We start from the raw sequence: 23,849 nt of genomic DNA on the forward strand, positions 1-23,849 counted from the left end.
CAGCGAAACACTTTCGAATAGTCGAATGCTGATTGGTACTAACGTCAGTGGATTTTCGGCAGATACACTTCCCGACAGCGATTACGCAGACGACACCGGTCGAGCCGCACACCCTGCGCGCCTCAAACAACGACCTGCGTTCGGCCGCACTTCGTTTCGGGTCCATTTCAGCGCAGATGACGAGAACGCCATGGCCGGGCTAATTCCCCAGAGCTTCATTGACGACCTTCTGAACCGCACCGACATCGTCGATGTGGTCAGCTCGCGCCTGCAAATGAAAAAGGCCGGCAAGAACTACACCGCCTGCTGCCCGTTTCACAAAGAGAAAACCCCCTCCTTCAGCGTCAGCCCCGACAAACAGTTCTATTACTGCTTCGGTTGCGGCGCTGGCGGTAACGCCCTCGGCTTCATCATGGACCACGACAACCTGGACTTCCCCCAGGCAGTCGAAGAACTGGCCAAAGCCGCCGGCATGGAAATCCCCCGCGAAGAAAGCGGCCGACCGCACAAACCGCGGCAGCCCACCGATTCGCCGCTGTATCCGCTGCTCACCGCTGCCGCCGACTTTTACCGCCAGGCCCTGAAAAGCCATCCGGCGCGCAAAGCGGCCGTGGATTACTTGAAAGGTCGTGGATTGACCGGCGAAATTGCTCGGGATTTCGGCCTCGGTTTCGCTCCGCCCGGCTGGGACAATCTGTTCAAGCATCTGAGCAGCGACACCCTGCAGCAAAAGGCCATGATCGATGCCGGCCTGCTGGTGGAGAACACCGAAACCGGCAAGCGCTATGACCGCTTCCGCGATCGCGTGATGTTCCCGATCCGCGACAGTCGCGGGCGCATCATCGCCTTCGGCGGCCGGGTACTGGGCGACGACAAGCCGAAATACCTGAACTCACCGGAAACCCCGGTTTTCCATAAGGGCCAGGAACTCTATGGCCTTTACGAAGCGCGCAAGAACAACCGCAACCTCGACGAAATCATCGTCGTCGAAGGCTACATGGACGTCATCGCCCTCGCCCAGCAAGGCCTGCGCAATGCTGTGGCAACCTTGGGCACCGCCACCAGCGAAGAGCACTTGAAGCGACTGTTTCGCGTCGTACCCAACGTACTGTTCTGCTTCGACGGCGACCAGGCCGGCCGCAACGCTGCCTGGCGTGCACTGGAAGCGACGTTGCCGAGCCTGCAGGACGGACGGCGCGCACGCTTTCTATTCCTGCCCGAAGGCGAAGACCCGGACACGCTGGTCCGCTCCGAAGGCACTGACGCCTTCCGCGCGCGGATCAATCAGCATGCACAGCCATTGGCCGATTATTTTTTCCAACAGCTGACCGAGGAATCGGACCCGCGCTCGCTTGAAGGCAAGGCCCACATGGCTACCCTCGCCGCGCCACTGATCGACAAGGTTCCGGGCGCCAACCTACGCATTCTGATGCGCCAGCGCCTGACCGAAATTACCGGGCTCAGCGGTGAAGCCGTGAGTCAACTGGTGCAAAGCGCACCTCAGGAAGCACCACCGGCTTACGACCCAGGCATTGATTACGACGCCATGCCCGATTACAGCGACTACCATCAGCCGCAGGCACAAGAGATGTATGTGCCGCAGCAGGAGTGGACGCCGAAAAAACCCGGTGCGGGCGGCAAGAAATGGGACAAGAAACCGTGGGACAAGAACGGCAAACGTGGCGGCGATCGCGATCAACCACGCGCGCCACGAGTACCGGCTGCTGTAGAGCCACCCACCCTGGCCGCCTTGCGCACGTTGCTGCATCACCCGCAATTGGCCGAAAAAGTCGAGGATGCCGGGCACTTTGCGGCCGAAGACCACACTAACACGCAACTGCTGGTCGCCCTGCTCGAAGCCGTACAGAAGAATCCCAAGCTAAACTCATTTCAACTGATTGCGCGTTGGCACGGCACTGAACAGGGCCGACTGCTGAAAGCGCTGGCAGAAAAGGAATGGCTGATTGATGGAGATAACCTTGAACAACAGTTTTTCGACACCATTACTAGCTTGTCAGCCCGCCAACGCGAGCGAAATCTGGAACAACTTCTTCGAAAAGCGCGTCAAAGTGAGTTGAGTGCCGAAGAGAAAAATCAACTGCGCGACCTTTTAAGCCGCAATGTTTGCGCATCAAACCCGACCTCAACTGGCGCGTGAGGTCATAGCTCAGGTATAATCCTCGGCTTGTTTTTTGCCCGCCAAGACCTTCAGTGGATAGGGTGTTATGTCCGGAAAAGCGCAACAGCAGTCTCGTATCAAAGAGTTGATCACACTTGGTCGTGAGCAGGGCTACCTGACTTACGCGGAGGTCAACGACCACCTGCCGGAGGATATTTCAGATCCGGAACAGGTGGAAGACATCATCCGCATGATCAATGACATGGGGATCAACGTATTCGAGGTTGCGCCAGATAAGGATTCCCTTATGCTGGCCGACGCCGATACCGACGAAGCCGCGGCCGAAGAGGCAGCAGCAGCGTTGGCAGCGGTCGAGACCGACATTGGTCGCACCACCGACCCAGTGCGCATGTACATGCGTGAAATGGGTACGGTAGAGCTCCTCACACGTGAAGGCGAAATCGAAATCGCCAAGCGTATTGAAGAGGGCATCCGCGAAGTGATGGGCGCAATCGCGCACTTCCCTGGCACGGTTGACCATATTCTCTCCGAGTACACTCGCGTCACCACCGAAGGTGGCCGCCTGTCCGACGTCCTGAGCGGTTATATCGACCCGGACGACGGCATTGCGCCGCCTGCAGCCGAAGTGCCACCGCCTGTCGACCCGAAAGCCGTGAAAGCGGACGACGACACCGACGACGATGACGCCGAAGCAAGCGATGACGAAGAAGAAGCCGAAAGCGGTCCGGATCCGGTCATCGCCGCACAGCGTTTTGGCGCTGTCGCCGATCAGATGGAAATCACCCGCAAGGCGCTGAAAAAGCACGGTCGCTACAACAAGGCTGCGATTGCCGAGCTGTTGGCCCTGGCTGAGCTGTTCATGCCGATCAAACTGGTGCCGAAGCAATTCGAAGGCCTGGTCGAGCGTGTTCGCAGCGCCCTGGATCGTCTGCGTCAGCAAGAGCGCGCGATCATGCAATTGTGCGTTCGTGATGCCCGCATGCCGCGTGCCGACTTCCTGCGCCAGTTCCCGGGCAATGAAGTCGACGAAAGCTGGAGCGATGCACTGGCCAAAGGCAAAAGCAAATACGCTGAAGCCATTGGTCGCCTGCAACCGGACATCATTCGTTGCCAGCAGAAGCTGACCGCGCTGGAAACCGAAACCGGTTTGACGATCGCCGAGATCAAGGACATCAACCGTCGCATGTCGATCGGTGAGGCCAAGGCCCGCCGCGCGAAGAAAGAGATGGTCGAAGCGAACTTGCGTCTGGTGATCTCCATCGCCAAGAAGTACACCAACCGTGGCCTGCAGTTCCTCGATCTGATCCAGGAAGGCAACATTGGCTTGATGAAAGCGGTAGACAAGTTCGAATACCGCCGTGGCTACAAATTCTCGACTTATGCCACCTGGTGGATCCGTCAGGCGATCACTCGCTCGATCGCCGACCAGGCCCGCACCATCCGTATTCCGGTGCACATGATCGAGACGATCAACAAGCTCAACCGTATTTCCCGGCAGATGTTGCAGGAAATGGGTCGCGAACCGACCCCGGAAGAGCTGGGCGAACGCATGGAAATGCCTGAGGACAAGATCCGCAAGGTATTGAAGATCGCTAAAGAGCCGATCTCCATGGAAACCCCGATCGGTGATGACGAAGACTCCCATCTGGGTGACTTCATCGAAGACTCGACCATGCAGTCGCCAATCGATGTCGCCACCGTTGAGAGCCTTAAAGAAGCGACTCGCGAAGTCCTGTCCGGCCTCACTGCCCGTGAAGCCAAGGTTTTGCGCATGCGTTTCGGTATCGACATGAATACCGACCACACCCTCGAGGAGGTTGGTAAGCAGTTCGACGTGACCCGTGAACGGATTCGTCAGATCGAAGCCAAGGCGCTGCGCAAGCTGCGCCACCCGACGAGAAGCGAGCATTTGCGCTCCTTCCTCGACGAGTGATCACAGAACCCCCGGCCCAGGCCGGGGGTTTTGCTTTATGCAGATTAAATGCCCCGCACGTCCCACCCGCCGAATAGCCCGTCTACACTCGAAGCATTCCCCCAAAGCCATAACGAGACCGTTATGCCCAGATGGTCGACCGTGCTTTTTTTGCTGTCGCTGATGACCTGGACCGCAACGGCTGGCGCGCTGACTCTGACCGACGAAGAACGTAGCTGGCTGGCGGCTCACCCGGAATTGCGCCTGGGCGTCGATGCCTCCTGGCCGCCGTTTGAGTTTCGCGACGATCATGGGCGTTATCAGGGCCTGGCAGCGGACTATATCAACGTCATCCGGCAACGGCTGGCCATCAAACTCACGCCCATCGAACCGGTCAGCTGGACTGAAGTGCTGCAGCAGGCCAAACAAGGCAAGCTAGACATCTTGCCGGGCATCATGTCGACCCCCGAGCGCCAGACCTATCTGTCGTTCACCCGCCCCTACCTCGATTTTCCGATTGTCATTCTGGCCCACGTCGGAGGCCCCCAACCGCGCAAACTCAAAGATCTGTACGGGCTGAAGATCGCCGTGGTGGAAAACTACGCTCCCCATGAACTGTTGCGCACCCAGCATCCCGACTTGAATCTGGTGGCAATGCCCAATGTCAGCTCGGCGCTGCAGGCACTTGCCACCGATGCGGTGGACGCCGTCGTGGGCGATCTTGCCTCCAGCGTCTGGAGCCTGCGCCAGCTCAAGCTCGAAGGGCTCTACGTCAGCGGTGAAACGCCCTACCGCTATCAATTGGCGATGGCCGTCCCGCCGAACGACAAGCTGCTGGTCAGTATCCTGGACAAAGTCCTGGCAGACATGAGCCCGAGTGAAATCAGTGCCATCCAAGAACATTGGGTCGGTAATGTCCTCGATCATCGAACCTTCTGGTCCGATGTGCTGATGTACGGCCTCCCAGGACTACTGCTTCTGATCGTCGTTCTGGCAGTGGTTATCCGGATCAACCGCCGACTGAGCTCGGAAATAGCCCGCAGGGTCAATCTGGAACAGGAGCTGCGCAGCAGCGAATACCATTACCGCGGGCTGGTGGAGAGTCTTTCAGCCATCGCCTGGGAAGCACAGATCAGCGATTACACCTACAGTTACGTGTCGCCCCACGCCCAGGACCTCCTCGGTTATCCCCTGTCCCATTGGCTGATTCCGGGCTTCTGGCGCAACATCATCCACCCCGCGGACCTCACCCGGGCCCAGGCCTTCTGCGACCGTGAAGTGGCGGCCGGGCGCGATCACAGCGTCGATTACCGGGTCATCACCGCTGATGGCCGTTGCCTGTGGGTCCGCGATATCGTCAGCCTGATCGAGCACGGCCATGAACCGGTCCTGCGCGGGCTGATGATCGACATCAGCGAAGCCAAGCGCACCGAAGAGGCGCTGCGCCTGTCGGAACAGAAGTTCGCCTCAGTGTTCCAGCAATGCCCGGATATTCTGGTGATCGCACGGCTTTCCGATGGCTGCCTGCTGGAAGTCAACGAAGCGTTTGAGGAACAGATCGGCCTCAAGGCCGAAGACGTCATAGGCCAGACGGCCACCGACCTGAACATCTGGGGCGTTCCCGGCGTGGGACCGGGTTTGCTGCAGCGGTTGCAGGCCGGCAGTATCCGCAACCTGGAGATGCCCTTTCGCCGCAACAATGGCCAGGTGTTTACCGGCCTGATTTCCGCCGAGCCTTTCGACCTCGACACGACCCCGGCCCTGGTGGTCGTCGTACGAGACATCAGTCAGCTCAAGGAAACCCAGCAACAGCTGCAAACCTCCGAAGAGAAATTTGCCAAGGCCTTCCACGCCTCCCCCGACGGCTTGCTGCTGTCCCGGCAGAGCGACGGCTTGCTGCTGGAGGTCAACGAAGGTTTCAGCCGTATAACCGGGTTCAACAGTGCGATGTCGGTAGATCGGTCAGCGCTGGACCTGGGGATCTGGGTCAATCTCAACGAGCGCAAACAGATGCTCGAATTGCTGCACCGCGATGGTTTCGTCCGCGACTTCAGTTGCCACATCCGCCGCAAGGACGGGCAGATCCGGCTCTGCGAAGTTTCAAGCCGACCGCTGCCCATCGGCGATGAAGACTGCATGCTGACCATCGCCCGGGACATTACCGAGCGGCACCTGATGCAGGAAAAATTGCAACAGGCCGCCACCGTGTTCGAAAGCACCGCCGAGGGCGTCTTGATCACCGACACCCAACAGCACATCAGCGCGGTCAATCGGGCATTCACCGAAATCACCGGCTACAGCGAGACCGAAGCACTGGGCCACACCCCTCGCCTGCTCGCCTCGGGCCTGCACGACAGCGCCTTCTATGCTGCGATGTGGCATCAACTGACCGCCGAAGGTCATTGGCAAGGCGAGATTTCCAACCGGCGCAAGAACGGCGAGCTCTACCCGAGCTGGCTGACCATCAGCGCCGTGCGCAACCGGGACAAACTCATCACCCACTTTGTCGCGGTGTTCGCGGACATTTCCAGCCTCAAGCATGCGCAAGCCAAACTCGACTACCAGGCGCACCACGATCCGCTGACCGGCCTGCCGAATCGCACACTGTTCGAAAGCCGCCTGCTGACCGCGCTGAACAACCAGCAGGAAAACGGTGGCCAAGGCGCCGTGCTATTCTTGGACCTGGACCGTTTCAAACACATCAACGACAGCCTCGGTCACCCGGTCGGCGACCTGCTGCTCAAAGGCATCGCCGTACGCCTCAAGGAGCAGTTGCGCGATATCGATACCGTGGCGCGGCTGGGTGGTGACGAATTCATCATCCTGCTCCCCGGCCTGCAACAGGCCAGCGATGCCGACAACATTGCCACCAAGCTGCTCAATTGCTTCAGCGCCCCTTTCCAGGCCGGCGAGCACGAGTTTTTCATCAGCGCCAGCATCGGCACCAGCCTGTATCCCAAGGACGGCTGCGACGTTGCCACGCTGGTCAAGAACGCCGATGCCGCGATGTATCGCTCCAAGGCCAAGGGCCGTAACCGGGTTGAAAGCTACACCCGCGACCTCACCGCCCAGGCCAGCGAACGCGTGGCACTGGAGCATGAACTGCGACGCGCCATCGAGCGCAATGAGCTGTTTTTGTACTACCAACCCAAAATCAGCCTCAAGGATCATCGGCTGGTCGGTGCCGAAGCGCTGATTCGCTGGCATCACCCGACCTTTGGCGATGTGCCCCCCGAGCACTTCATTCCCCTGGCCGAAGAAAACGGCATGATCCTGCAAATCGGTGATTGGGTATTGGAGACTGCCTGCCAGCAGATGTACGAGTGGAATCAGGTCTATGAGTGCCTCGGCCCACTCTCGGTCAACCTGGCGGGCGCTCAATTACGCCAGCCGAACCTGCTCGGCCGGATCGAGCAATTGCTCAAGGACAACCGCCTCAAACCTGATTTTCTGCAACTGGAGATTACCGAAAACTTCATCATGAGCCAGGCCGAAGAAGCGCTGACGGTCCTGCACCAACTCAAACGCCTGGGCGTGCAGCTGGCGATCGACGATTTCGGCACCGGTTATTCGTCCCTGAGCTACCTCAAACGCCTGCCGCTGGACATCCTCAAGATCGACCAGTCCTTCGTCCGCGGCTTGCCGGACGACCCGCACGACGCAGCGATTGTCCGCGCAATCATCGCCCTGGGCCGCAGCATGCAATTCACCGTCATCGCCGAAGGCGTCGAAACCCATGCCCAGCAACAATTCCTCACCACCGAAGGCTGCGAACAGATCCAGGGCTACATCGTCAGCCTGCCACTTTCCCCCGACGAATTCGCCGCGACGTTTCTTCGTATAACCGTATCGGATTTTTCGGATAGCACAGCCGAGAAACCATCGCTATAATCCGCGGCCTACTGAGGGCCTATAGCTCAGTTGGTTAGAGCAGAGGACTCATAATCCTTTGGTCCACGGTTCAAGTCCGTGTGGGCCCACCAAACAAGAAAGCCGCGCTAATGCGCGGCTTTTGCGTTTTCTGAGATTGACGTTTGGTCTTAGGGGTTTAGACCAGCCGAGCCACCAAGGCGACGACGGCAAAGGTCACTAGGGCCAGCGCGGCGCCGAGCCCAAACGGCAGTAGTATCGCTCGGGTCGCAGTGGGTGCTGGGCTACGCATGTCTTCAGCCAAAGCGGCCACGTCTCGGTGCAACTGTTCAATGCTGGCTTGAGTCGTGGGGGGTGTGGACATACTGCGTCTTCCTGTGTGGATCACGGGCCGCGCCTAATGCGCTAGCCCTAGTTGGATAAGGTGGGCTGCTCCGCGGCAAAACTCAAGCGCCGCCGATGATTGGCTGCGCTCTGGCGGGCTCGGTATTAGAGCTTGGACCACAGCCCAACGGCTGCGACGAAGGCGGTGACCAGACCCGCGCCCACCGCAAACGGATACCAAAAGGCTTCCTGTCTGAGCTTACTTTCTTCGGCCATAAACTTGCGGGTCTCGGCCATGAATTTCCGGATTTCGACTTGGAGCTTATCGAGTTCCAGATTATCGCGGTCATTCTGTAGCATCAGTCATCCTGTCGGAGCTCGGGTCGCGCCTTATGCGCTGCTCTGAGGCGGGCCGTGCATCATTATTCCTATCTGCCGTCTAGGTTATATTTTGTGCGGACGGTGGGTTATCAGATGACGTCCGCCAAGGTTGTAGGCAAACTCCGAGAATTGCGTAATGGGCGCATTTAGGCACTTTGCCGCCTTGTTGGGCTTTTCTTCGACGGGATACTCTCCAGACGTCGCTGCCAATGCAGCGATCGGGTGTGGTAACCCGGTGAAACCAGCACAACAGTGCACTCATTACGAATACAGGCAGTTTTTATGCCTGTGATCTTGATATGGCGGCTGTGCGTGGGACGCCCTCGGGCGTGCCGGTTTCCTTGGTTCCCGGTTTACCACCCTGCGTACAGCTGCCACCTTTTCGTGTGGTAACGAAAAGGGCAGCTCCTCGAACCCAGGAGTAGAACCATGACCAAAACAATTCCGCCCGCAGCTTCCGAACTGAAAACCATCGGCCTCACGCCCTTCACCTATTGCTCGGATCAGCCACTGTTCCACGTCAGCGCTGGCGTCCCCATCCTCGATGCATTGACTCAAACCTCCGACCTGCTATCCCTCGCCAAATCATTTGCCGAAGACGCAGCCTACGCAAAAGACACCGACCGCCACGCCTGGGCCGCACACTACCTGACGGCGATGAGCAAAGCGGTGATTGATGATGTGGTGAAAGTGCTGACACCTCGACCTGCCCGGACGGCGACAGAGTCCGAGGAATAGCGCCTGCACATTACTTGAAACACGCCCCGATTTTTCGGGGCTTCCAGATCGTGATCGGGAGTTCGGATGCTTAAGCCCAAACACTTAACGTTGGAATGGCCTGCACCGGCTGCAACCGCTCAAGCATTTCACCCACCAACACAACCTCATACGTATCCGCCCCCCTACCCCACTGCTCCACAATGACCATGCGCTCCACCAAAAGCCCCGCCAATCCAGTAATCGTATCGGCCAACACCTCGACGATTTCTTGGGTGCGCAACCACAAGCGATCATTAATGTCTGTCAGCTCAGCAATGATGCGATCAGACAACGCTGGATCCGTATCGGGATAGGCGATGTTTCGAAGCAAGTACCGCAACTCTCTTATTTTTGCGTGATCCTGTTCCGCTCCAAACTCTCCTTTCAGGATGGCTGCCGCTTTCGACTTATCGACGCGTTTCTCGGGCGAGTGCTTTGCAGGCAAGGTCTGCGCCATGGCGCCAGCGAAGAGGACCATTATCCGGGCTTCCAAATGTTCCTTCATGGCTTCGAGCGACGAAATGGACCGCGTCAAGGTAATGGAGGCCCCACCATGATGCGTCAGGCCCATGGTCACTTTCAGGGTCACATCACCCGTTTCAAAACCCAGGGCTCGGGCTACGACGTAATGCCCCATTTCGTGATTGGCAATCTGCAGTGCATAGTCGCGCAGAGCCGCAGGCATGCTCTTCATTTCGATCCCCTCGCTTCACAGCCCCTGGTTGCGCATTCGACTACGAGTGACAATTTGTGTCCATCCAATTAACCCGTTGAGGGCATGGACTGCCTGTAATATGCCTGCCCATTGCTCTGTACCGCTGGAGATACCCCTTTGCCTGACACTCGCCCGCCCGTTCTCGACGAAATCGACCGCCAATTGATCGCCGCCTTGCAGATCAATGCCCGTGAAAGTGTGGCCATGCTTGCCCGACAACTGGGCATCGCCCGGACCACCGTTACTTCGCGCCTGGCCCGGTTGGAAAAGGCCAAGGTGATCACCGGTTACGGTGTGCGACTGGGTCAGCGTGTGGTGGATGGCGGATTGCAGGCTTACGTCGGGATTACGGTGCAACCGAGGTCTGGCAAGGAAGTGCTGCGACGACTTAGCGCCATGGCTCAGGTGCAGCAGCTGTGTGCGGTGAGTGGCGAGTTTGATTATGTGGCGTGGTTGCGCACCGATTCGCCGGAGCAGCTGGATCAGTTGCTGGATCAGATTGGCAGTGTGGATGGGGTGGAGAAGACGACGACTTCGATCATCCTGAGCAGCAAGATTGATCGGGGGCAGCCGGTTTGAGGCCTTCGGTGTCTGGTCGGGACTCTTCGCGGGCAAGTCGGATCGCAGCACTGCTCACACCTACAATATGTAGTGATACATCGTCATACTGATAAAACAATTAGCAAAACGACGACACATTGCGTCTTATTAACGTGTTCTACGCTCTCTAGAATGGCTGCCATCTTTTCCTATACTCAGACGCGCATCCTGCGTCGGGTCGCCAGCAAGGTCAGCCATGAACAAGAACAATCGCCATCCTGCAGACGGTAAAAAACCAGTCACTATTTTCGGCCCGGATTTTCCTTTCGCCTTCGACGACTGGATCGAGCACCCAGCCGGCCTGGGGAGCATTCCAGCGCACAATCACGGCGCCGAAGTGGCGATCGTCGGGGCAGGCATTGCCGGTCTGGTGGCCGCCTATGAATTGATGAAACTGGGCCTCAAACCGGTCGTCTACGAAGCCTCGAAAATGGGCGGTCGTCTACGCTCCCAGGCGTTCAACGGTGCCGAAGGCATCATCGCCGAGCTCGGCGGCATGCGTTTCCCGGTGTCGTCCACTGCGTTTTATCACTACGTCGACAAACTCGGCCTCGAGACCAAGCCCTTCCCGAACCCGCTGACCCCCGCGTCTGGCAGCACGGTGATCGATCTGGAAGGCAAAACCCATTACGCACAGAAACTGGCGGATCTTCCTGCACTGTTCCAGGAAGTGGCTGACGCTTGGGCCGATGCCCTGGAAGACGGTTCTCGCTTCGGCGAGATCCAGCAGGCGATCCGCGATCGCGACGTGCCGCGCCTCAAGGAATTGTGGAACACCTTGGTGCCGTTGTGGGACGACCGCACGTTCTACGATTTCGTCGCCACCTCCAAAGCCTTCGCCAAGCTCTCCTTCCATCACCGCGAAGTGTTCGGCCAGGTCGGTTTCGGCACCGGTGGCTGGGACTCGGACTTCCCCAACTCGATGCTGGAAATCTTCCGCGTGGTGATGACCAACTGCGACGATCACCAGCACCTGGTGGTCGGCGGCGTGGAACAAGTGCCGCAAGGCATCTGGCGCCATGTGCCGGAGCGTTGCGTGCACTGGCCTGAAGGCACCAGCCTCAGCTCGCTGCACAACGGCGCACCGCGTACCGGCGTGAAGAAAATTGCCCACGCGGCAGGCGGCCGTTTTGCGGTCACCGACAACTGGGGCGACACCCGCGAATACGCAGCGGTGCTGACCACTTGCCAGAGCTGGCTGCTGACCACCCAGATCGAATGCGACGAGAGCCTGTTCTCGCAAAAGATGTGGATGGCCCTGGACCGTACCCGCTACATGCAGTCGTCGAAAACTTTCGTGATGGTCGACCGCCCGTTCTGGAAGGACAAAGACCCGGAAACCGGCCGCGACCTGATGAGCATGACCCTCACTGATCGCCTGACCCGTGGCACGTACTTGTTCGATAACGGCGACGACAAGCCTGGGGTGATTTGCCTGTCGTACTCATGGATGAGCGACGCCCTGAAAATGCTTCCACAGCCAGTGGAAAAGCGCGTGAAGCTGGCGCTGGATGCGTTGAAGAAGATCTACCCGAAAGTCGACATCGCCGCGCGGATCATCGGCGATCCGATCACCGTGTCGTGGGAAGCCGACCCGCATTTCCTCGGGGCCTTCAAGGGCGCCCTGCCCGGTCACTACCGCTACAACCAGCGCATGTACGCGCACTTCATGCAGGACGACATGCCGCCCGAGCAACGCGGGATTTTCATCGCCGGCGATGACGTTTCATGGACGCCGGCGTGGGTTGAAGGCGCGGTGCAGACGTCGCTCAACGCGGTATGGGGCATCATGAAACACTTCGGCGGTGAAACTCACGCTGAAAACCCGGGTCCAGGAGATGTGTTCAACGAGATCGGTCCGATCGCCCTGCCCGAGTAAGAGGAATCCGAAATGCGCGTAGCCCTTTACCAATGTCCACCGCTGCCCCTGGATGTCGCAGGCAACCTGCAACGCCTGCATCAACTGGCGCTGGAGGCCAAGGGCGCGGATTTGCTGGTGGTGCCGGAGATGTTCCTGACCGGCTACAACATCGGCATAGACGCCGTCAGCGTGCTGGCGGAGGTGCACAACGGTGAATCGGCGCAGCAAATCGCGCGCATCGCCAAGGCAGCCGGGATCGCCATTCTGTATGGCTACCCCGAGCGTACCGAGGACGGGCAGATCTACAACGCCGTGCAGTTGATCGACGCCCATGGCGAGCGGCTGTGCAACTACCGCAAGACTCATCTGTTCGGTGATCTCGATCACTCGATGTTCAGCCCCGGGTCGGATGAGTTTCCGTTGGTTGAACTCAATGGCTGGAAGCTTGGCTTTTTGATCTGCTACGACCTGGAGTTCCCGGAAAACGCCCGGCGTCTGGCGTTGGCCGGTGCCGAGCTGATCCTGGTGCCGACGGCGAACATGATTCCCTACGATTTCATCGCCGACGTCACCGTCCGCGCCCGGGCCTTCGAAAACCAGTGTTATGTGGCTTACGCCAACTACTGTGGGAGCGAGGGCGAGATCCAGTATTGCGGCCAGAGCAGCATCGCCGCGCCGGATGGCAGCCGTATCGCCCAGGCCGGCCTTGATGAAGCACTGATTGTCGGTGAGCTGGATCGCCAGCTGATGATCGATTCCCGCGCCGCCAATCGCTACTTCCTCGATCGCCGTCCCGAGCTTTACGACGCGCTGAACAAGCGCTGATCCACTTAGGGGGCGTTCTCAATATGTTTCCCCGGCGCAGTGTGGAAACTCATTGAGAACGCCCCCTAATCCGCTAGCATTAGCGCTTCTCTGTTCTGGAAGTGCTCATGCCTGCGCTGAATCACCCCCACCTTCACACTGAAACCCTGGCCAACGGTCTGCGGGTGACGCTGCGTCATGCTCCCGGTTTGAAGCGCGGCGCCGCTGCGTTGCGGGTCGCTGCCGGCAGTCACGACGTGCCATCGGCCTGGCCGGGGCTGGCGCACTTTCTCGAGCATTTGCTGTTCCTGGGTACAGAGCGCTTTCCCGCAGGACAAGGGCTGATGGCCTATGTGCAAGGTCATGGCGGGCAGGTGAATGCGCGCACCAGCGAACGGACGACGGACTTCTTTTTCGAACTGCCGCCCCAGGCGTTCAGCGCTGGGCTGGAGCATCTGTCAGACATGCTCGCCCATCCGCGTATGAATCCAGACGATCAGCGGCGGGAACGGGAAGTGCTGCACGCCGAATTTGTCGCCTGGTCGCGGGATGCCACAGCCCAACAGCAATTCGCGCTGTTCGACGGGCTCTCGGCGGCTCACCCGTTACGGGCGTTTCATGCTGGCAACCGTTACAGCCTGCCGATTCCACAGCCCGAGTTTCAGCAAGCCTTACAGGGCTTCTATCAGCGGTTTTATCAGACCGGCCAGATGACGCTGAGCCTGGCCGGCCCGCAGAGTCTCGACGAATTGAAAGGGATGGCGCAGAAGTTTGCCGCGGCCATTACCACTGGGGAGAAAGTCCCTCAGACAAAGCCCACCCTGTTGATGGATTCTTCGGCCAATAGTTATCAACAGGCTGGAGAACGTCGACTGGATCTGCTGTTCACCTTCGAAGCGCTGCCCGACTCATCGCCCGAAGCGCTGGCGTTCCTGTGCCATTGGCTGACCGCCGCAAAGCCCGGCGGCCTGTTGGCGCAGCTGCGAGACAGCGGGCTGGCAGACAACCTGAAAGCCGCGCCGCTCTACTGCTATGCCGGGCAAGCCTTGCTGCACATCGAATTCACGCTGCCCGCAAACGCCACGCAATCGGGCAACGTGATCCGCGAACGGCTTCTGGATTGGCTGGGCTTTTTTGCCTCCCGTCAGGATTGGGCCCAATTGCGCGAAGAATACGCAGCCCTGCAGCAGCGCCAACAACAAGTCAGCAGCGCCTTGCAACTGGCCCAACGGGACAGCGAGCAACTTGCACCGGGGTTATCCGAACAAGGCGTTGTCGCCCTCAAGGCAATCCTGCAACAAATCGGCGCTGTGGATAACTTCACCGGCCAGTGGCAACTACCGCCCCCCAACCCGTTTTTGCGTACCGAGACTCCAGCCCCGAATGCCGGCTTGATTCGCGGCCAGACCAGCGCCCACCGTGGCCTGCGGACCTTTGCCCAGGATCGCTCGCGCAGTCGCCGCGAACGTTCGCCGATGCAGTTCAGTCAGGCGTTGCCGGATAACACGGATGAAGGCGCGGTTTATCTGCGCTGGCGCCTGGAGTCCGCGCCTCACGGCCGTCTTCAGACCAATCTGGAAAACAACCTGGGGCCGTTGCGCGAGGATGCACGTCAGGCCGGTGTCGACGTTTCCTTCAGCGCATCGGGCAATGAGTGGCTGCTGAAACTGACGGGCCTGCAGGAGCCGATGCCAACAGTCCTCGAACATGTGCTGAAAGCGCTGACAAAACCTGATGCCCGTTTCTTACAGGAAGCACCGACGGCCACCCCATTGATGCCGATTCGACAGCTGCTCAAGGCGTTGCCCGATCTATGCACTGAGCACACCGCAGCCTCGGATGACTTGCAGCAACTCTGGTCGAGTGCGCGCTGGGATGGCCTGGCGACCGGACTGTCGGCCCAGACGCAAGCGGCGATGGGGTTGGCGTTGAGTCGTGTGCCGGGAACGCCAGACCATCAATCGACGTCACCTCTATCGATCGGCTCACAGCATCTCTGGAGCGCCATCGATACCGGCTCCAGCGAACACGCGCTGTTACTCTTTTGTCCGACGGCAACCCATGACATCGCCGACGAAGCTGCCTGGCGCTTGCTCGCACACGTGTGCCAGACACCGTTCTATCAACGCTTGCGGGTGGAACTGCAACTCGGTTACGCGGTGTTCAGTGGCCTGCGCCAGATCAACGGTCAGACCGGGCTGTTGTTCGGCGTGCAATCGCCGAGCGTCGCGCCTCTGGACTTGTTGCAGCACATCGAACAATTCCTCGGCGAGCTCGAAAGGATGATCGAAAGCATCGATGAGCTGACCTTCATCGCCCAACGCCAAGCCCTGGCCGATCAATTCGACAGCACCGCCCTGCCCAACACCCAGGCCGCCGAACTGCTCTGGCAAGGCAAACTGGCCGGCCACTCGTCGGATTATCTGGGCCTTTTACCTCAAGCGATTCTGAAGATCGACCGCAAAGCCTTGCTGGCCGCGGCACAGCGACTGAATATGGCCGAAGGTGGCTGGCGCTGTCTGGCCAGCGGAGCTTGCCCGACTACGCGCTGGCAAGTGGCAAAATGATCATTACCGGCGCTGCAATTAGCTTTCTCAAAGATTCGCAGCCAATCACTCTGTAATTTTGAGTAACATAGCCACCTAACTATCTGAACATCTCCGGCTGGAGGTGGACTATATGTGTAGGTCTCAACTGTCCCATCCACCTGAAGGAGCGCTTCTATGTCCTGGTCCAAACCTGCTTACACCGACCTGCGTATCGGCTTCGAAGTCACCATGTACTTCGCAAGCCGCTAAGCTCTGCCGTTTGGTAGAGAATGCAGTGCTACGCCTCGGCTTGCCGGGGCGTTTTTATTTTCAGTTTTCAATGATGGAGCGGCCATGTTTGTCCAGATTCTAGGTTCCGCCGCCGGCGGCGGTTTCCCCCAGTGGAACTGCAACTGCGCGAACTGCGCAGGTTTTCGCGACGGCAGCCTGCGGGCCGAAGCGCGTACCCAGTCGTCCATCGCGATTTCCGATGATGGCGTGAACTGGGTGCTGTGCAATGCTTCGCCGGACATCCGCGCCCAGCTCCAGAGTTTCGCGCCGATGCAGCCGGGACGCGCGCTGCGAGATACCGGCATCAGCGCAATCATCCTGATGGACAGCCAGATCGACCACACCACCGGCCTGCTCAGCTTGCGCGAAGGCTGCCCGCATCAGGTCTGGTGCACCGACATGGTCCATGAAGACCTGAGCACCGGGTTCCCGTTGTTCACCATGCTGACCCACTGGAACGGCGGGTTGAACTGGAACCGTATCGAACTCGATCAGAGCTTCACCGTCCCGGCCTGCCCGAATCTGCGCTTCACCCCACTGCCTCTGCGCAGCGCCGCCCCACCCTACTCGCCGCACCGCTTTGACCCGCATCCGGGCGACAACATCGGCCTGATCGTCGAAGACCTGAGCACCGGCGGTAAACTGTTCTACGCACCGGGCCTGGGCAAGGTCGATGCTCCGCTGCTGAAGATCATGGCCAGCAGCGATTGTCTGTTGGTAGACGGTACGATGTGGGACGACGACGAAATGCAGCGCCGTGGTGTCGGCACGCGCACGGGTCGGGAAATGGGCCATCTGGCGCAGAACGGCCCCGGCGGCATGCTCGAAGTGCTGGAACAACTGCCCAAGCAGCGCAAAGTGCTTATCCACATCAACAACACCAACCCGATTCTCGATGAGGATTCGCCAGAGCGTGCGGAGCTGGCCCGTCGTGAAGTTGAAGTGGCTTATGACGGCATGAGTATTGTGCTGTAGCGGATGGCCTCTTCGCGGGCCAGCCACGCTCCCACAGGGATAGCGCTATCTCTGTGGGAGCAGGCCTGCCCGCGAAGGCGTCAGACCAGACACCAAAGAATCCACCGGTTGTTCCCGGAGAACCGCAATGACTGACACCCCAATGTCCCCCGCCGAATTCGAAGCGGCCCTGCGCGCCAAGGGCGCCTACTACCACATCTATCACCCGTATCACGTGGCGATGTATGAAGGCCGGGCGACCCGCGAGCAGATCCAGGGCTGGGTCGCCAACCGCTTTTACTATCAGGTGAACATCCCGCTCAAGGACGCCGCGATCCTGGCCAACTGCCCGGACCGCGAGATTCGTCGCGAGTGGATTCAGCGCCTGCTGGACCATGACGGCGCCCCCGGTGAAGACGGCGGTATCGAAGCCTGGTTGCGTCTTGGGCAAGCGGTCGGCCTCGACCCGGATCAGTTGCGCTCCCAAGAACTGGTGCTGCCCGGCGTGCGTTTCGCCGTGGATGCCTACGTCAACTTCGCCCGCCGGGCCCGTTGGCAGGAAGCCGCCAGCAGCTCATTGACCGAACTGTTTGCGCCGCAAATCCACCAATCGCGCCTCGACAGTTGGCCGCAGCATTACCCGTGGATCGACCCGGCCGGTTACGAATATTTCCGTACACGCCTGGGCCAGGCTCGCCGGGATGTGGAGCACGGTCTGGCAATCACGTTGCAGCATTACACTACGCGGGAAGGCCAGGAGCGCATGCTGGAAATTCTCCAGTTCAAACTGGACATTCTTTGGAGCATGCTCGATGCCATGAGCATGGCCTACGAACTGAACCGCCCGCCGTACCACAGCGTGACCGAACAGCGGGTCTGGCATAAAGGAATCACCTTATGAGTTTTGATCGCAGCAAAACCCCGACCTGGCGTCCCGGCTACCGTTTCCAGTACGAACCGGCGCAAAAGGGCCATGTATTGCTCTACCCCGAAGGCATGATCAAACTCAATGAGAGCGCCGCGCTGATCGGCGGCTTGATCGATGGCCAGCGAGATGTCGCGGCCATCATCGCCGAGCTCGACAAACAGTTCCCCGGCGTGCCCGAGCTCGGTGACGACATCGAGCAATTCATGGAGGTCGCCCGTGCTCAGCACTGGATCGAACTTGCCTGATTCCGTGTCAGGCAAGTTACCGCCCAAGCCCGAAATCGGCCTGCCCCTTTGGCTGCTGGCCGAGCTGACCTATCGCTGCCCGTTGCAATGCCCGTACTGCTCCAATCCGCTGGATTTCGCCGAGCAAGGCCGGGAGTTGACCACCGAGCAGTGGATCAAGGTCTTTCGCGAAGCCCGGGAAATGGGCGCGGCGCAGTTGGGCTTTTCCGGTGGTGAACCGCTGGTGCGCCAGGACCTCGCCGAGTTGATCGCTGAGGCGCGCAAACTGGGGTTCTACACCAACCTGATCACCTCCGGCATCGGCCTCACCGAGCAGAAAATCAGCGACTTCAAAAAGGCCGGCCTGGACCACATCCAGATCAGCTTCCAGGCCAGCGACGAGCAGGTGAACAACCTGCTGGCCGGCTCGAAAAAGGCCTTCGCGCAAAAACTCGAAATGGCCCGTGCGGTGAAGGCGCACGGCTATCCGATGGTGCTGAACTTCGTCACCCATCGGCACAACATCGACAAAATCGACCGGATCATCGAGCTGTGCATTGCCCTTGAGGCAGACTTCGTCGAACTCGCGACGTGCCAGTTCTATGGTTGGGCTCAGCTCAATCGGGTCGGCCTGCTACCGACCAAGGAACAATTGGTTCGCGCCGAACGCATCACCAACGAATACCGCGCGAAACTGGAAGCCGAAGGGCATCCGTGCAAGCTGATTTTCGTGACGCCGGACTATTACGAAGAGCGTCCGAAAGCCTGCATGAATGGCTGGGGCAGTATTTTTCTGACGGTCACACCAGACGGAACCGCCCTGCCCTGTCATGGCGCCCGACAGCTGCCGGTGCAGTTTCCCAACGTGCGCGACCACAGCATGCAGCACATCTGGTACGACTCGTTCGGCTTCAACCGCTTTCGCGGTTACGACTGGATGCCCGAGCCGTGCCGCTCCTGCGACGAGAAAGAAAAGGACTTCGGCGGCTGCCGTTGCCAGGCGTTCATGCTCACGGGTGACGCGAGCAATGCCGACCCGGTGTGCAGCAAGTCGAAACATCACGGCGTGATCCTCAAGGCCCGCGAAGAAGCCGAGCACGCGACCCAGACCATCGAACAACTGGCCTTTCGCAATGAACGAAACTCACGCCTCATCGCCAAAAGCTGAACCCTTGAGCGCCGCCAGGGCCGTCGCGGCCGGCATCGACTTCGCCGAGTTGCAGGTCGGGCCACATGGCCTGTTCTGGAACGAGTACCGCCCCGAAGATGCTGCCTGCCGAGTCTGGCAGTGGCGCGACGGTCAGGCCCATTGCCTGACGCCACCCACGTTCAGTGTGCGCAGCCGGGTGTACGAATATGGCGGTGGCGCGTTTTGTCTGACCGATGACGGGCTGGTGTTCGTCAACGAGGCCGATCAGCAGCTGTATCGGCAATCGCTGAGCGATGAGACGCCTGAGGTGCTGACTTCAAGTGAATGCCGGTACGGCGATCTGCACTTCGCCAACGGGCAAGTGCTGGCGGTGGAAGAAAACCGCGATCGGCATCGCCTGGTGGCGATCGATCTGGCAGATGGCCGACGCCATCTGCTGGCCGAAGGCGCTGATTTCTACGCGGCACCGACCTTTAGTCCTGACGGTCGACGTCTGGCCTGGATCGAGTGGAATCGCCCGGATCAGCCCTGGACCGCAACACGCCTGATGGTTGCCGAACGCCAGCGCGATCACACCTTTGCGCAGCCGCGTTGTGTGGCCGGTGACGGTGCTCAGGAGTCACTGCAACAACCGGGATTCGATGACAGCGGCCGTCTGTATTGTCTGACTGATCGCGGCGGTTTCTGGCAGCCGTGGGTGGAGTCGACAGAAGGACTGAGCCCACTCCCGAGCACTGCTGCCGACCATGGACCGGCGCCCTGGCAATTGGGTGGTTGCACCTGGTTACCGTTGAGCGAAGACACTTATCTGGCCAGTTGGACCGAAGAGGGTTTTGGGCGACTGGGGCTTTGTCATGGCGATGGCTCCCGTGAGGATTTCACGGGCGACTACAGCCGCTTCCGCCATCTCGCACAGGATGAACAGTTCATCTACTGCATCGCTGCTTCACCAGTCAGTTCGGCGTCGGTGATTGCCATTGACCGCAAGACCCGACAGGTGAAGACCCTCGCCGGTGGTGTTGTCCCCCTGCCGGCCGATCAGATCAGCCGCCCGCAAACCCTGCGTTATCCGAGCGGTTCGGGCGAGGCCCATGGGTTCTTCTACCCGGCAATGAACGACGATACGAAACCGCCCTTGGTGGTGTTCATTCACGGCGGCCCGACTTCGGCCTGCTACCCGATGTTCGACCCGCGAATCCAGTATTGGGCACAACGCGGCTTCGCCGTGGCCGATCTCAACTACCGAGGCAGCAGCGGCTACGGCCGTGCTTATCGCCAGGCGCTGCATTTGAGCTGGGGCAAGGTGGACGTGGAAGATGCCTGCGCAGTGGTCGGCTACCTGGCCGGGCGCGGACTGATCGACGGCGATAAAGCGTTTATCCGTGGTGGCAGCGCCGGCGGGTACACCGCATTGTGCGCATTGGCCTTTCACAAGGTCTTTCGTGCGGGCGCCAGCCTGTATGGCGTCAGCGATCCCGTTGCGCTGGGCCGCGTCACGCACAAGTTCGAAAGCGATTATCTGGACTGGTTGATCGGAGACCCGGTAGAGGACGCTGAACGCTACGCCGCGCGCACGCCGCTGCTGCACGCGAACAACATTAGCGTTCCAATGATCTTCTTTCAGGGTGAACTGGACGCCGTGGTGGTGCCGCAACAGACCCGCGACATGGTCAAGGCATTACAGGACAACGGCATTCTGGTCGAAGCGCATTACTACGCCGACGAACGCCATGGCTTTCGCAAGGCCGGCAACCAGGCCCATGTGCTGGAGCAGGAATGGATGTTTTATCGGCGGGTGATGGAGTTGGCGGACTGAAATCGTAGCGCCCCATTCGCGGGCAACCATTGATCCTGCTATCGCTCAAGCACTGAAATGTCTTCGGCAAACCGCAGAGACAAAAAAACGCCCCACGCGAAAAGAATCAAACGTGGGGCGCTGCGTTATACCGCGAGACGGTTCGGAAATTCGTGTAGGGCGGGTCTGATCAGACAGCAATACCTTTGCGGCACTGCAGTTGCGCGGTGCGCACGCGGGAGAAGGCGCGGGCCAGACGCAGGAGCATTTCGTCGATATTGGCCTTGCTGACCGTAAGGGCCGGGGTAAAGCGCAGGCAATCGGCTTGCGGCGCATTGAGCAGCAAGCCTTCGTACAACGCAGCCTTGACTACGGCGTCGGCCGAATCGTCGGACAGATCGAGCCCCCAGAGCAGCCCTTGCCCACGCAATTCGCCGTGACCATAGCGATGGGCCAGACGACTCAGGCCTTCGCCCAGATGCTGAGCGGTTTCCCGCATATGATCGATAAAGCCCTTGTCCTGCACGCTGTCGAGCACGACAAGCCCGGCGGCACTCATCAACGCATTGCCATGATGAGTGCCGCTCATTTCGCCGATTTCGAGACAACAGGCCTTGCCTCGCGCCAACAATGCCGCCAATGGCACGCCACCACCGAGCCCTTTGCCGAGCACCACGATATCTGCCCGCACACCGTAGGACTGTTCGGCAAGCAATGTGCCGCAGCGACCGACGCCGGTTTGCACTTCGTCAAATATCAGCAGAATGCCAAGCTCACGACACAAGCGCTCGACGCCCTTGAGGTAGTGCTCGGTAGCGGGAATCACCCCGGCCTCGCTCTGGATCGGTTCGAGCATGATCGCGACCGTCTGGGCATCCACGGCCGCATGCAAGGCGGGCAGGTCATTGAACGGGACATGGCTGAAGCCCGGCAACTGTGGCTCGAATCGGTTGATCAGATTCGAACTGTCCGACGCAGAAATCGTCCCCAGGCTACGGCCATGACAGCCTTTGCTGGCCACAATGATCCGCGAAGCGCCGCCACGATGTTGCTGGCCCCATTTGCGCGCCAGTTTGATCGCCGCTTCACAGGCTTCGCTGCCACTGTTGAGCAGGTACGCCTGGTCACTGCCGGTACTGGCGCAGAGCCGGTCGGCGAGGTTGAGCATGCCGCGGTTGTGCAGTCCGAAACCCGGATTGATCAGCGACTGAGCCTGCTCCGAAATCGCTTTGACCAGTGCTGAAGGGCTATGTCCGAGGCTATTGGCGCCGCCACCCTGTGAGAAATCCAGGTAAGCGCGGTTATCGCTGTCCCACAACCAGGAGCCTTGGCCACGCACGAAAATCTGTTTCGGTCGTTCGACACTGGGCATCAGGCACTCGCTGGAAAAGTTGTCGCTTCTGGCCGGCAGGGAAGTGTCCATCGCCAGGTCATCAAGGCTCGGTGGCTTGCGTCGCAGGTTGAACAGATTCATCGGATAAAACCTCGTCCGAGGTTTTTTGCCTTGCCTATGTAAACACCATCGCTGTAAACGGTATTCATCGTGCTTTATGGCCCTGTAAGCCTTGTGAATACGGTTAGACTAGGCGTAGACAAGGCACTGAGCCATTTCGATTTCTCAGCATTTTCGATAAGTGTTAGTTATGGATTTCAAGCAACTGCGTTATTTCGTCGCGGTCTACGAAGAGGGCCACGTCGGTCGGGCCGCCGAGCGGCTTTCTATCTCCCAGCCTGCGTTGTCTCAGCAGATCCGCCAACTCGAACAGAACCTCGATGTAAGCCTGTTCGAACGCAGCAGCAAGCGTCTGCTGCCAACCCTGGCGGCCCACACGTTGTACAACCATGCCCTGCCCTTGCTCGATGGCTTGCAACGCGCGCGCGAAGCCTTGGGCAATTTCAAGGGCAAGGCGCTGCGAACCTTGGCCATTGGCGTACTGCAGACCGTCCACTCCAGCCTGGTGCCGCAAATGCTCGAACGCGTGCGCAAGGCACAGCCGCATCTGGTGGTGCAGATCTATGAACTGACCGGCCTGGAAATCGAGCGGCGACTACTCAATGGTTCGCTGGACATCGGGATCAGTTACCTGCCGCCCCGTCAGCCGGGTTTGCACGGCGTGCCGTTGTACGAAGATGAGCTGACCCTTGTCATCCCGGCGGACCATCCGTTGCGCGAATTCAAGAAGGTCTCCATGAGCCAGGCGGCCGAGTTGCCCATGTTGCTGTTGGGTGAAGAGTTCCAGGTGCGGCAGATCTGGCAGGCACAACTGGCCAGTCTTGGGCGCCGGCCGCAGGTGCAGGCCGAGCTGAACAACATGGCGGGGATTCTCGACAGCCTGCCGCACACGCGGCTGGCGACTGTGCTGCCCGGACGCTCGCAAAAGACCCATGGCGACCAAGAGTTGCTGTGGAAACCACTGAGTGAGCCGCGGGTGCCGCTGAAAGTGGGGTTGGTGTGTCGGGATGTGCAGCGGCAACAGGCTTCGCTGGCGTTGTTGCGGACATTGCTGGAAGAGGTGATGGATGAACACTTGCGTAGCCCGACGGCCCTGGATGGGTTGAGCTGAACTTTTTTGCAGGCAAAAGAAAACCCCGCCGAAGCGGGGCTTTGCAGAC

General features: G+C 59.6%; 19 protein-coding genes and 1 tRNA gene. 16 read left to right on the forward strand and 4 right to left on the reverse strand.

The annotated features are described in order from the left end of the window. The first annotated feature begins 190 nt into the window (after positions 1-190). From dnaG to F475_RS00250, 4 genes are all read left to right on the forward strand, one after another. Complete coding sequence (gene dnaG / locus F475_RS00235; protein WP_086944473.1) at positions 191-2,158, forward strand: DNA primase; 1,968 nt, start codon at positions 191-193, stop codon at positions 2,156-2,158. A 67-nt stretch (positions 2,159-2,225) separates the two neighbouring features. Then, positions 2,226-4,073, forward strand: coding sequence for an RNA polymerase sigma factor RpoD (gene rpoD / locus F475_RS00240; protein ID WP_007936542.1), 1,848 nt, complete (start codon positions 2,226-2,228; stop codon positions 4,071-4,073). A 123-nt stretch (positions 4,074-4,196) separates the two neighbouring features. Further along, entirely contained in the window at positions 4,197-7,943 is a 3,747-nt protein-coding gene (locus tag F475_RS00245) for a bifunctional diguanylate cyclase/phosphodiesterase (protein WP_111452919.1), read from the forward strand. Positions 7,944-7,958: 15 nt separating this feature from the next. After that, positions 7,959-8,035, forward strand: a tRNA-Ile gene (locus F475_RS00250). Positions 8,036-8,100: 65 nt separating this feature from the next. On the opposite strand, the gene F475_RS00255 is transcribed toward F475_RS00250, so the two are convergent. Together F475_RS00255 and F475_RS00260 are read right to left on the reverse strand one after the other, a co-directional pair. Continuing rightward, positions 8,101-8,286 carry a hypothetical protein gene (locus F475_RS00255; RefSeq protein ID WP_007936539.1) on the reverse strand — a complete coding sequence of 62 codons (186 nt, stop codon included), beginning with the start codon at positions 8,284-8,286 and terminating at the stop codon, positions 8,101-8,103. 125 nt (positions 8,287-8,411) lie between these two features. Then, positions 8,412-8,606 (reverse strand): hypothetical protein, encoded by a 195-nt coding sequence (locus F475_RS00260; protein WP_018928835.1) that lies wholly within the window; start codon positions 8,604-8,606, stop codon positions 8,412-8,414. A 450-nt stretch (positions 8,607-9,056) separates the two neighbouring features. On the opposite strand from F475_RS00260, the gene F475_RS00265 reads away from it, so the two are divergent. After that, complete coding sequence (locus F475_RS00265) at positions 9,057-9,365, forward strand: DUF3077 domain-containing protein (protein WP_019580722.1); 309 nt, start codon at positions 9,057-9,059, stop codon at positions 9,363-9,365. A gap of 70 nt (positions 9,366-9,435) precedes the next feature. On the opposite strand, the gene F475_RS00270 is transcribed toward F475_RS00265, so the two are convergent. Then, entirely contained in the window at positions 9,436-10,080 is a 645-nt protein-coding gene (locus F475_RS00270) for a peptidase M41 (RefSeq protein ID WP_111452920.1), read from the reverse strand. A 138-nt stretch (positions 10,081-10,218) separates the two neighbouring features. Between F475_RS00270 and F475_RS00275 the strand changes: the two genes are divergently transcribed. From F475_RS00275 to F475_RS00320, 10 genes are all read left to right on the forward strand, one after another. Next, the gene (locus F475_RS00275) at positions 10,219-10,680 is read left to right on the forward strand and encodes an Lrp/AsnC family transcriptional regulator (RefSeq protein WP_007980298.1); all 462 of its coding nucleotides are present in this window, start codon (positions 10,219-10,221) and stop codon (positions 10,678-10,680) included. A gap of 217 nt (positions 10,681-10,897) precedes the next feature. After that, complete coding sequence (locus F475_RS00280) at positions 10,898-12,580, forward strand: NAD(P)/FAD-dependent oxidoreductase (RefSeq protein ID WP_018928833.1); 1,683 nt, start codon at positions 10,898-10,900, stop codon at positions 12,578-12,580. A gap of 12 nt (positions 12,581-12,592) precedes the next feature. Beyond that, positions 12,593-13,387: a carbon-nitrogen hydrolase family protein gene (locus F475_RS00285; RefSeq protein ID WP_019650322.1), complete on the forward strand. Its 795-nt coding sequence runs from the start codon at positions 12,593-12,595 to the stop codon at positions 13,385-13,387. A 107-nt stretch (positions 13,388-13,494) separates the two neighbouring features. After that, the gene (pqqF, locus tag F475_RS00290) at positions 13,495-15,933 is read left to right on the forward strand and encodes a pyrroloquinoline quinone biosynthesis protein PqqF (protein ID WP_111452921.1); all 2,439 of its coding nucleotides are present in this window, start codon (positions 13,495-13,497) and stop codon (positions 15,931-15,933) included. Positions 15,934-16,089: 156 nt separating this feature from the next. Continuing rightward, a complete protein-coding gene (pqqA, locus tag F475_RS00295; protein ID WP_009045898.1) occupies positions 16,090-16,164 on the forward strand; it encodes a pyrroloquinoline quinone precursor peptide PqqA in 75 nt (24 codons plus the stop codon). An 84-nt stretch (positions 16,165-16,248) separates the two neighbouring features. Next, positions 16,249-17,160, forward strand: a complete 912-nt coding sequence (gene pqqB / locus F475_RS00300) for a pyrroloquinoline quinone biosynthesis protein PqqB (protein ID WP_018928830.1) — start codon at positions 16,249-16,251, stop codon at positions 17,158-17,160. Positions 17,161-17,287: 127 nt separating this feature from the next. Further along, complete coding sequence (pqqC, locus tag F475_RS00305; protein WP_007936521.1) at positions 17,288-18,040, forward strand: pyrroloquinoline-quinone synthase PqqC; 753 nt, start codon at positions 17,288-17,290, stop codon at positions 18,038-18,040. Continuing rightward, complete coding sequence (gene pqqD, locus F475_RS00310) at positions 18,037-18,312, forward strand: pyrroloquinoline quinone biosynthesis peptide chaperone PqqD (RefSeq protein WP_018928829.1); 276 nt, start codon at positions 18,037-18,039, stop codon at positions 18,310-18,312. The genes pqqC and pqqD overlap by 4 nt, the downstream gene beginning before the upstream one ends. Positions 18,313-18,316: 4 nt before the next feature. Continuing rightward, positions 18,317-19,459: a pyrroloquinoline quinone biosynthesis protein PqqE gene (gene pqqE, locus F475_RS00315; protein ID WP_168206208.1), complete on the forward strand. Its 1,143-nt coding sequence runs from the start codon at positions 18,317-18,319 to the stop codon at positions 19,457-19,459. Further along, the gene (locus tag F475_RS00320; protein WP_111452923.1) at positions 19,425-21,257 is read left to right on the forward strand and encodes a S9 family peptidase; all 1,833 of its coding nucleotides are present in this window, start codon (positions 19,425-19,427) and stop codon (positions 21,255-21,257) included. The genes pqqE and F475_RS00320 overlap by 35 nt, the downstream gene beginning before the upstream one ends. A 169-nt stretch (positions 21,258-21,426) precedes the next feature. On the opposite strand, the gene F475_RS00325 is transcribed toward F475_RS00320, so the two are convergent. Beyond that, a complete protein-coding gene (locus F475_RS00325) occupies positions 21,427-22,710 on the reverse strand; it encodes an aspartate aminotransferase family protein (RefSeq protein ID WP_111452924.1) in 1,284 nt (427 codons plus the stop codon). Positions 22,711-22,879: 169 nt separating this feature from the next. Between F475_RS00325 and F475_RS00330 the strand changes: the two genes are divergently transcribed. Then, the gene (locus F475_RS00330) at positions 22,880-23,800 is read left to right on the forward strand and encodes a LysR family transcriptional regulator (RefSeq protein ID WP_028940266.1); all 921 of its coding nucleotides are present in this window, start codon (positions 22,880-22,882) and stop codon (positions 23,798-23,800) included. Positions 23,801-23,849 lie beyond the last annotated feature (49 nt).

This window comes from Pseudomonas sp. URMO17WK12:I6 (assembly GCF_003253625.1).
Classification (GTDB): Bacteria; Pseudomonadota; Gammaproteobacteria; order Pseudomonadales; family Pseudomonadaceae; genus Aquipseudomonas.

Excerpts from the sequence above, each read along its gene's own strand:
- pqqB (WP_018928830.1), top strand. The coding sequence starts at position 16,249 with ATGTTTGTCCAGATTCTAGGTTCCGCCGCCGGCGGCGGTTTCCCCCAG.
- F475_RS00255 (WP_007936539.1), bottom strand. The coding sequence starts at position 8,286 with ATGTCCACACCCCCCACGACTCAAGCCAGCATTGAACAGTTGCACCGA.
- F475_RS00320 (WP_111452923.1), top strand. The coding sequence starts at position 19,425 with ATGAACGAAACTCACGCCTCATCGCCAAAAGCTGAACCCTTGAGCGCC.
- pqqD (WP_018928829.1), top strand. The coding sequence starts at position 18,037 with ATGAGTTTTGATCGCAGCAAAACCCCGACCTGGCGTCCCGGCTACCGT.
- rpoD (WP_007936542.1), top strand. The coding sequence starts at position 2,226 with ATGTCCGGAAAAGCGCAACAGCAGTCTCGTATCAAAGAGTTGATCACA.
- F475_RS00260 (WP_018928835.1), bottom strand. The coding sequence starts at position 8,606 with ATGCTACAGAATGACCGCGATAATCTGGAACTCGATAAGCTCCAAGTC.
- F475_RS00245 (WP_111452919.1), top strand. The coding sequence starts at position 4,197 with ATGCCCAGATGGTCGACCGTGCTTTTTTTGCTGTCGCTGATGACCTGG.
- F475_RS00270 (WP_111452920.1), bottom strand. The coding sequence starts at position 10,080 with ATGAAGAGCATGCCTGCGGCTCTGCGCGACTATGCACTGCAGATTGCC.
- pqqC (WP_007936521.1), top strand. The coding sequence starts at position 17,288 with ATGACTGACACCCCAATGTCCCCCGCCGAATTCGAAGCGGCCCTGCGC.
- F475_RS00325 (WP_111452924.1), bottom strand. The coding sequence starts at position 22,710 with ATGAATCTGTTCAACCTGCGACGCAAGCCACCGAGCCTTGATGACCTG.
- F475_RS00265 (WP_019580722.1), top strand. The coding sequence starts at position 9,057 with ATGACCAAAACAATTCCGCCCGCAGCTTCCGAACTGAAAACCATCGGC.
- pqqF (WP_111452921.1), top strand. The coding sequence starts at position 13,495 with ATGCCTGCGCTGAATCACCCCCACCTTCACACTGAAACCCTGGCCAAC.
- F475_RS00285 (WP_019650322.1), top strand. The coding sequence starts at position 12,593 with ATGCGCGTAGCCCTTTACCAATGTCCACCGCTGCCCCTGGATGTCGCA.
- F475_RS00280 (WP_018928833.1), top strand. The coding sequence starts at position 10,898 with ATGAACAAGAACAATCGCCATCCTGCAGACGGTAAAAAACCAGTCACT.
- dnaG (WP_086944473.1), top strand. The coding sequence starts at position 191 with ATGGCCGGGCTAATTCCCCAGAGCTTCATTGACGACCTTCTGAACCGC.
- F475_RS00330 (WP_028940266.1), top strand. The coding sequence starts at position 22,880 with ATGGATTTCAAGCAACTGCGTTATTTCGTCGCGGTCTACGAAGAGGGC.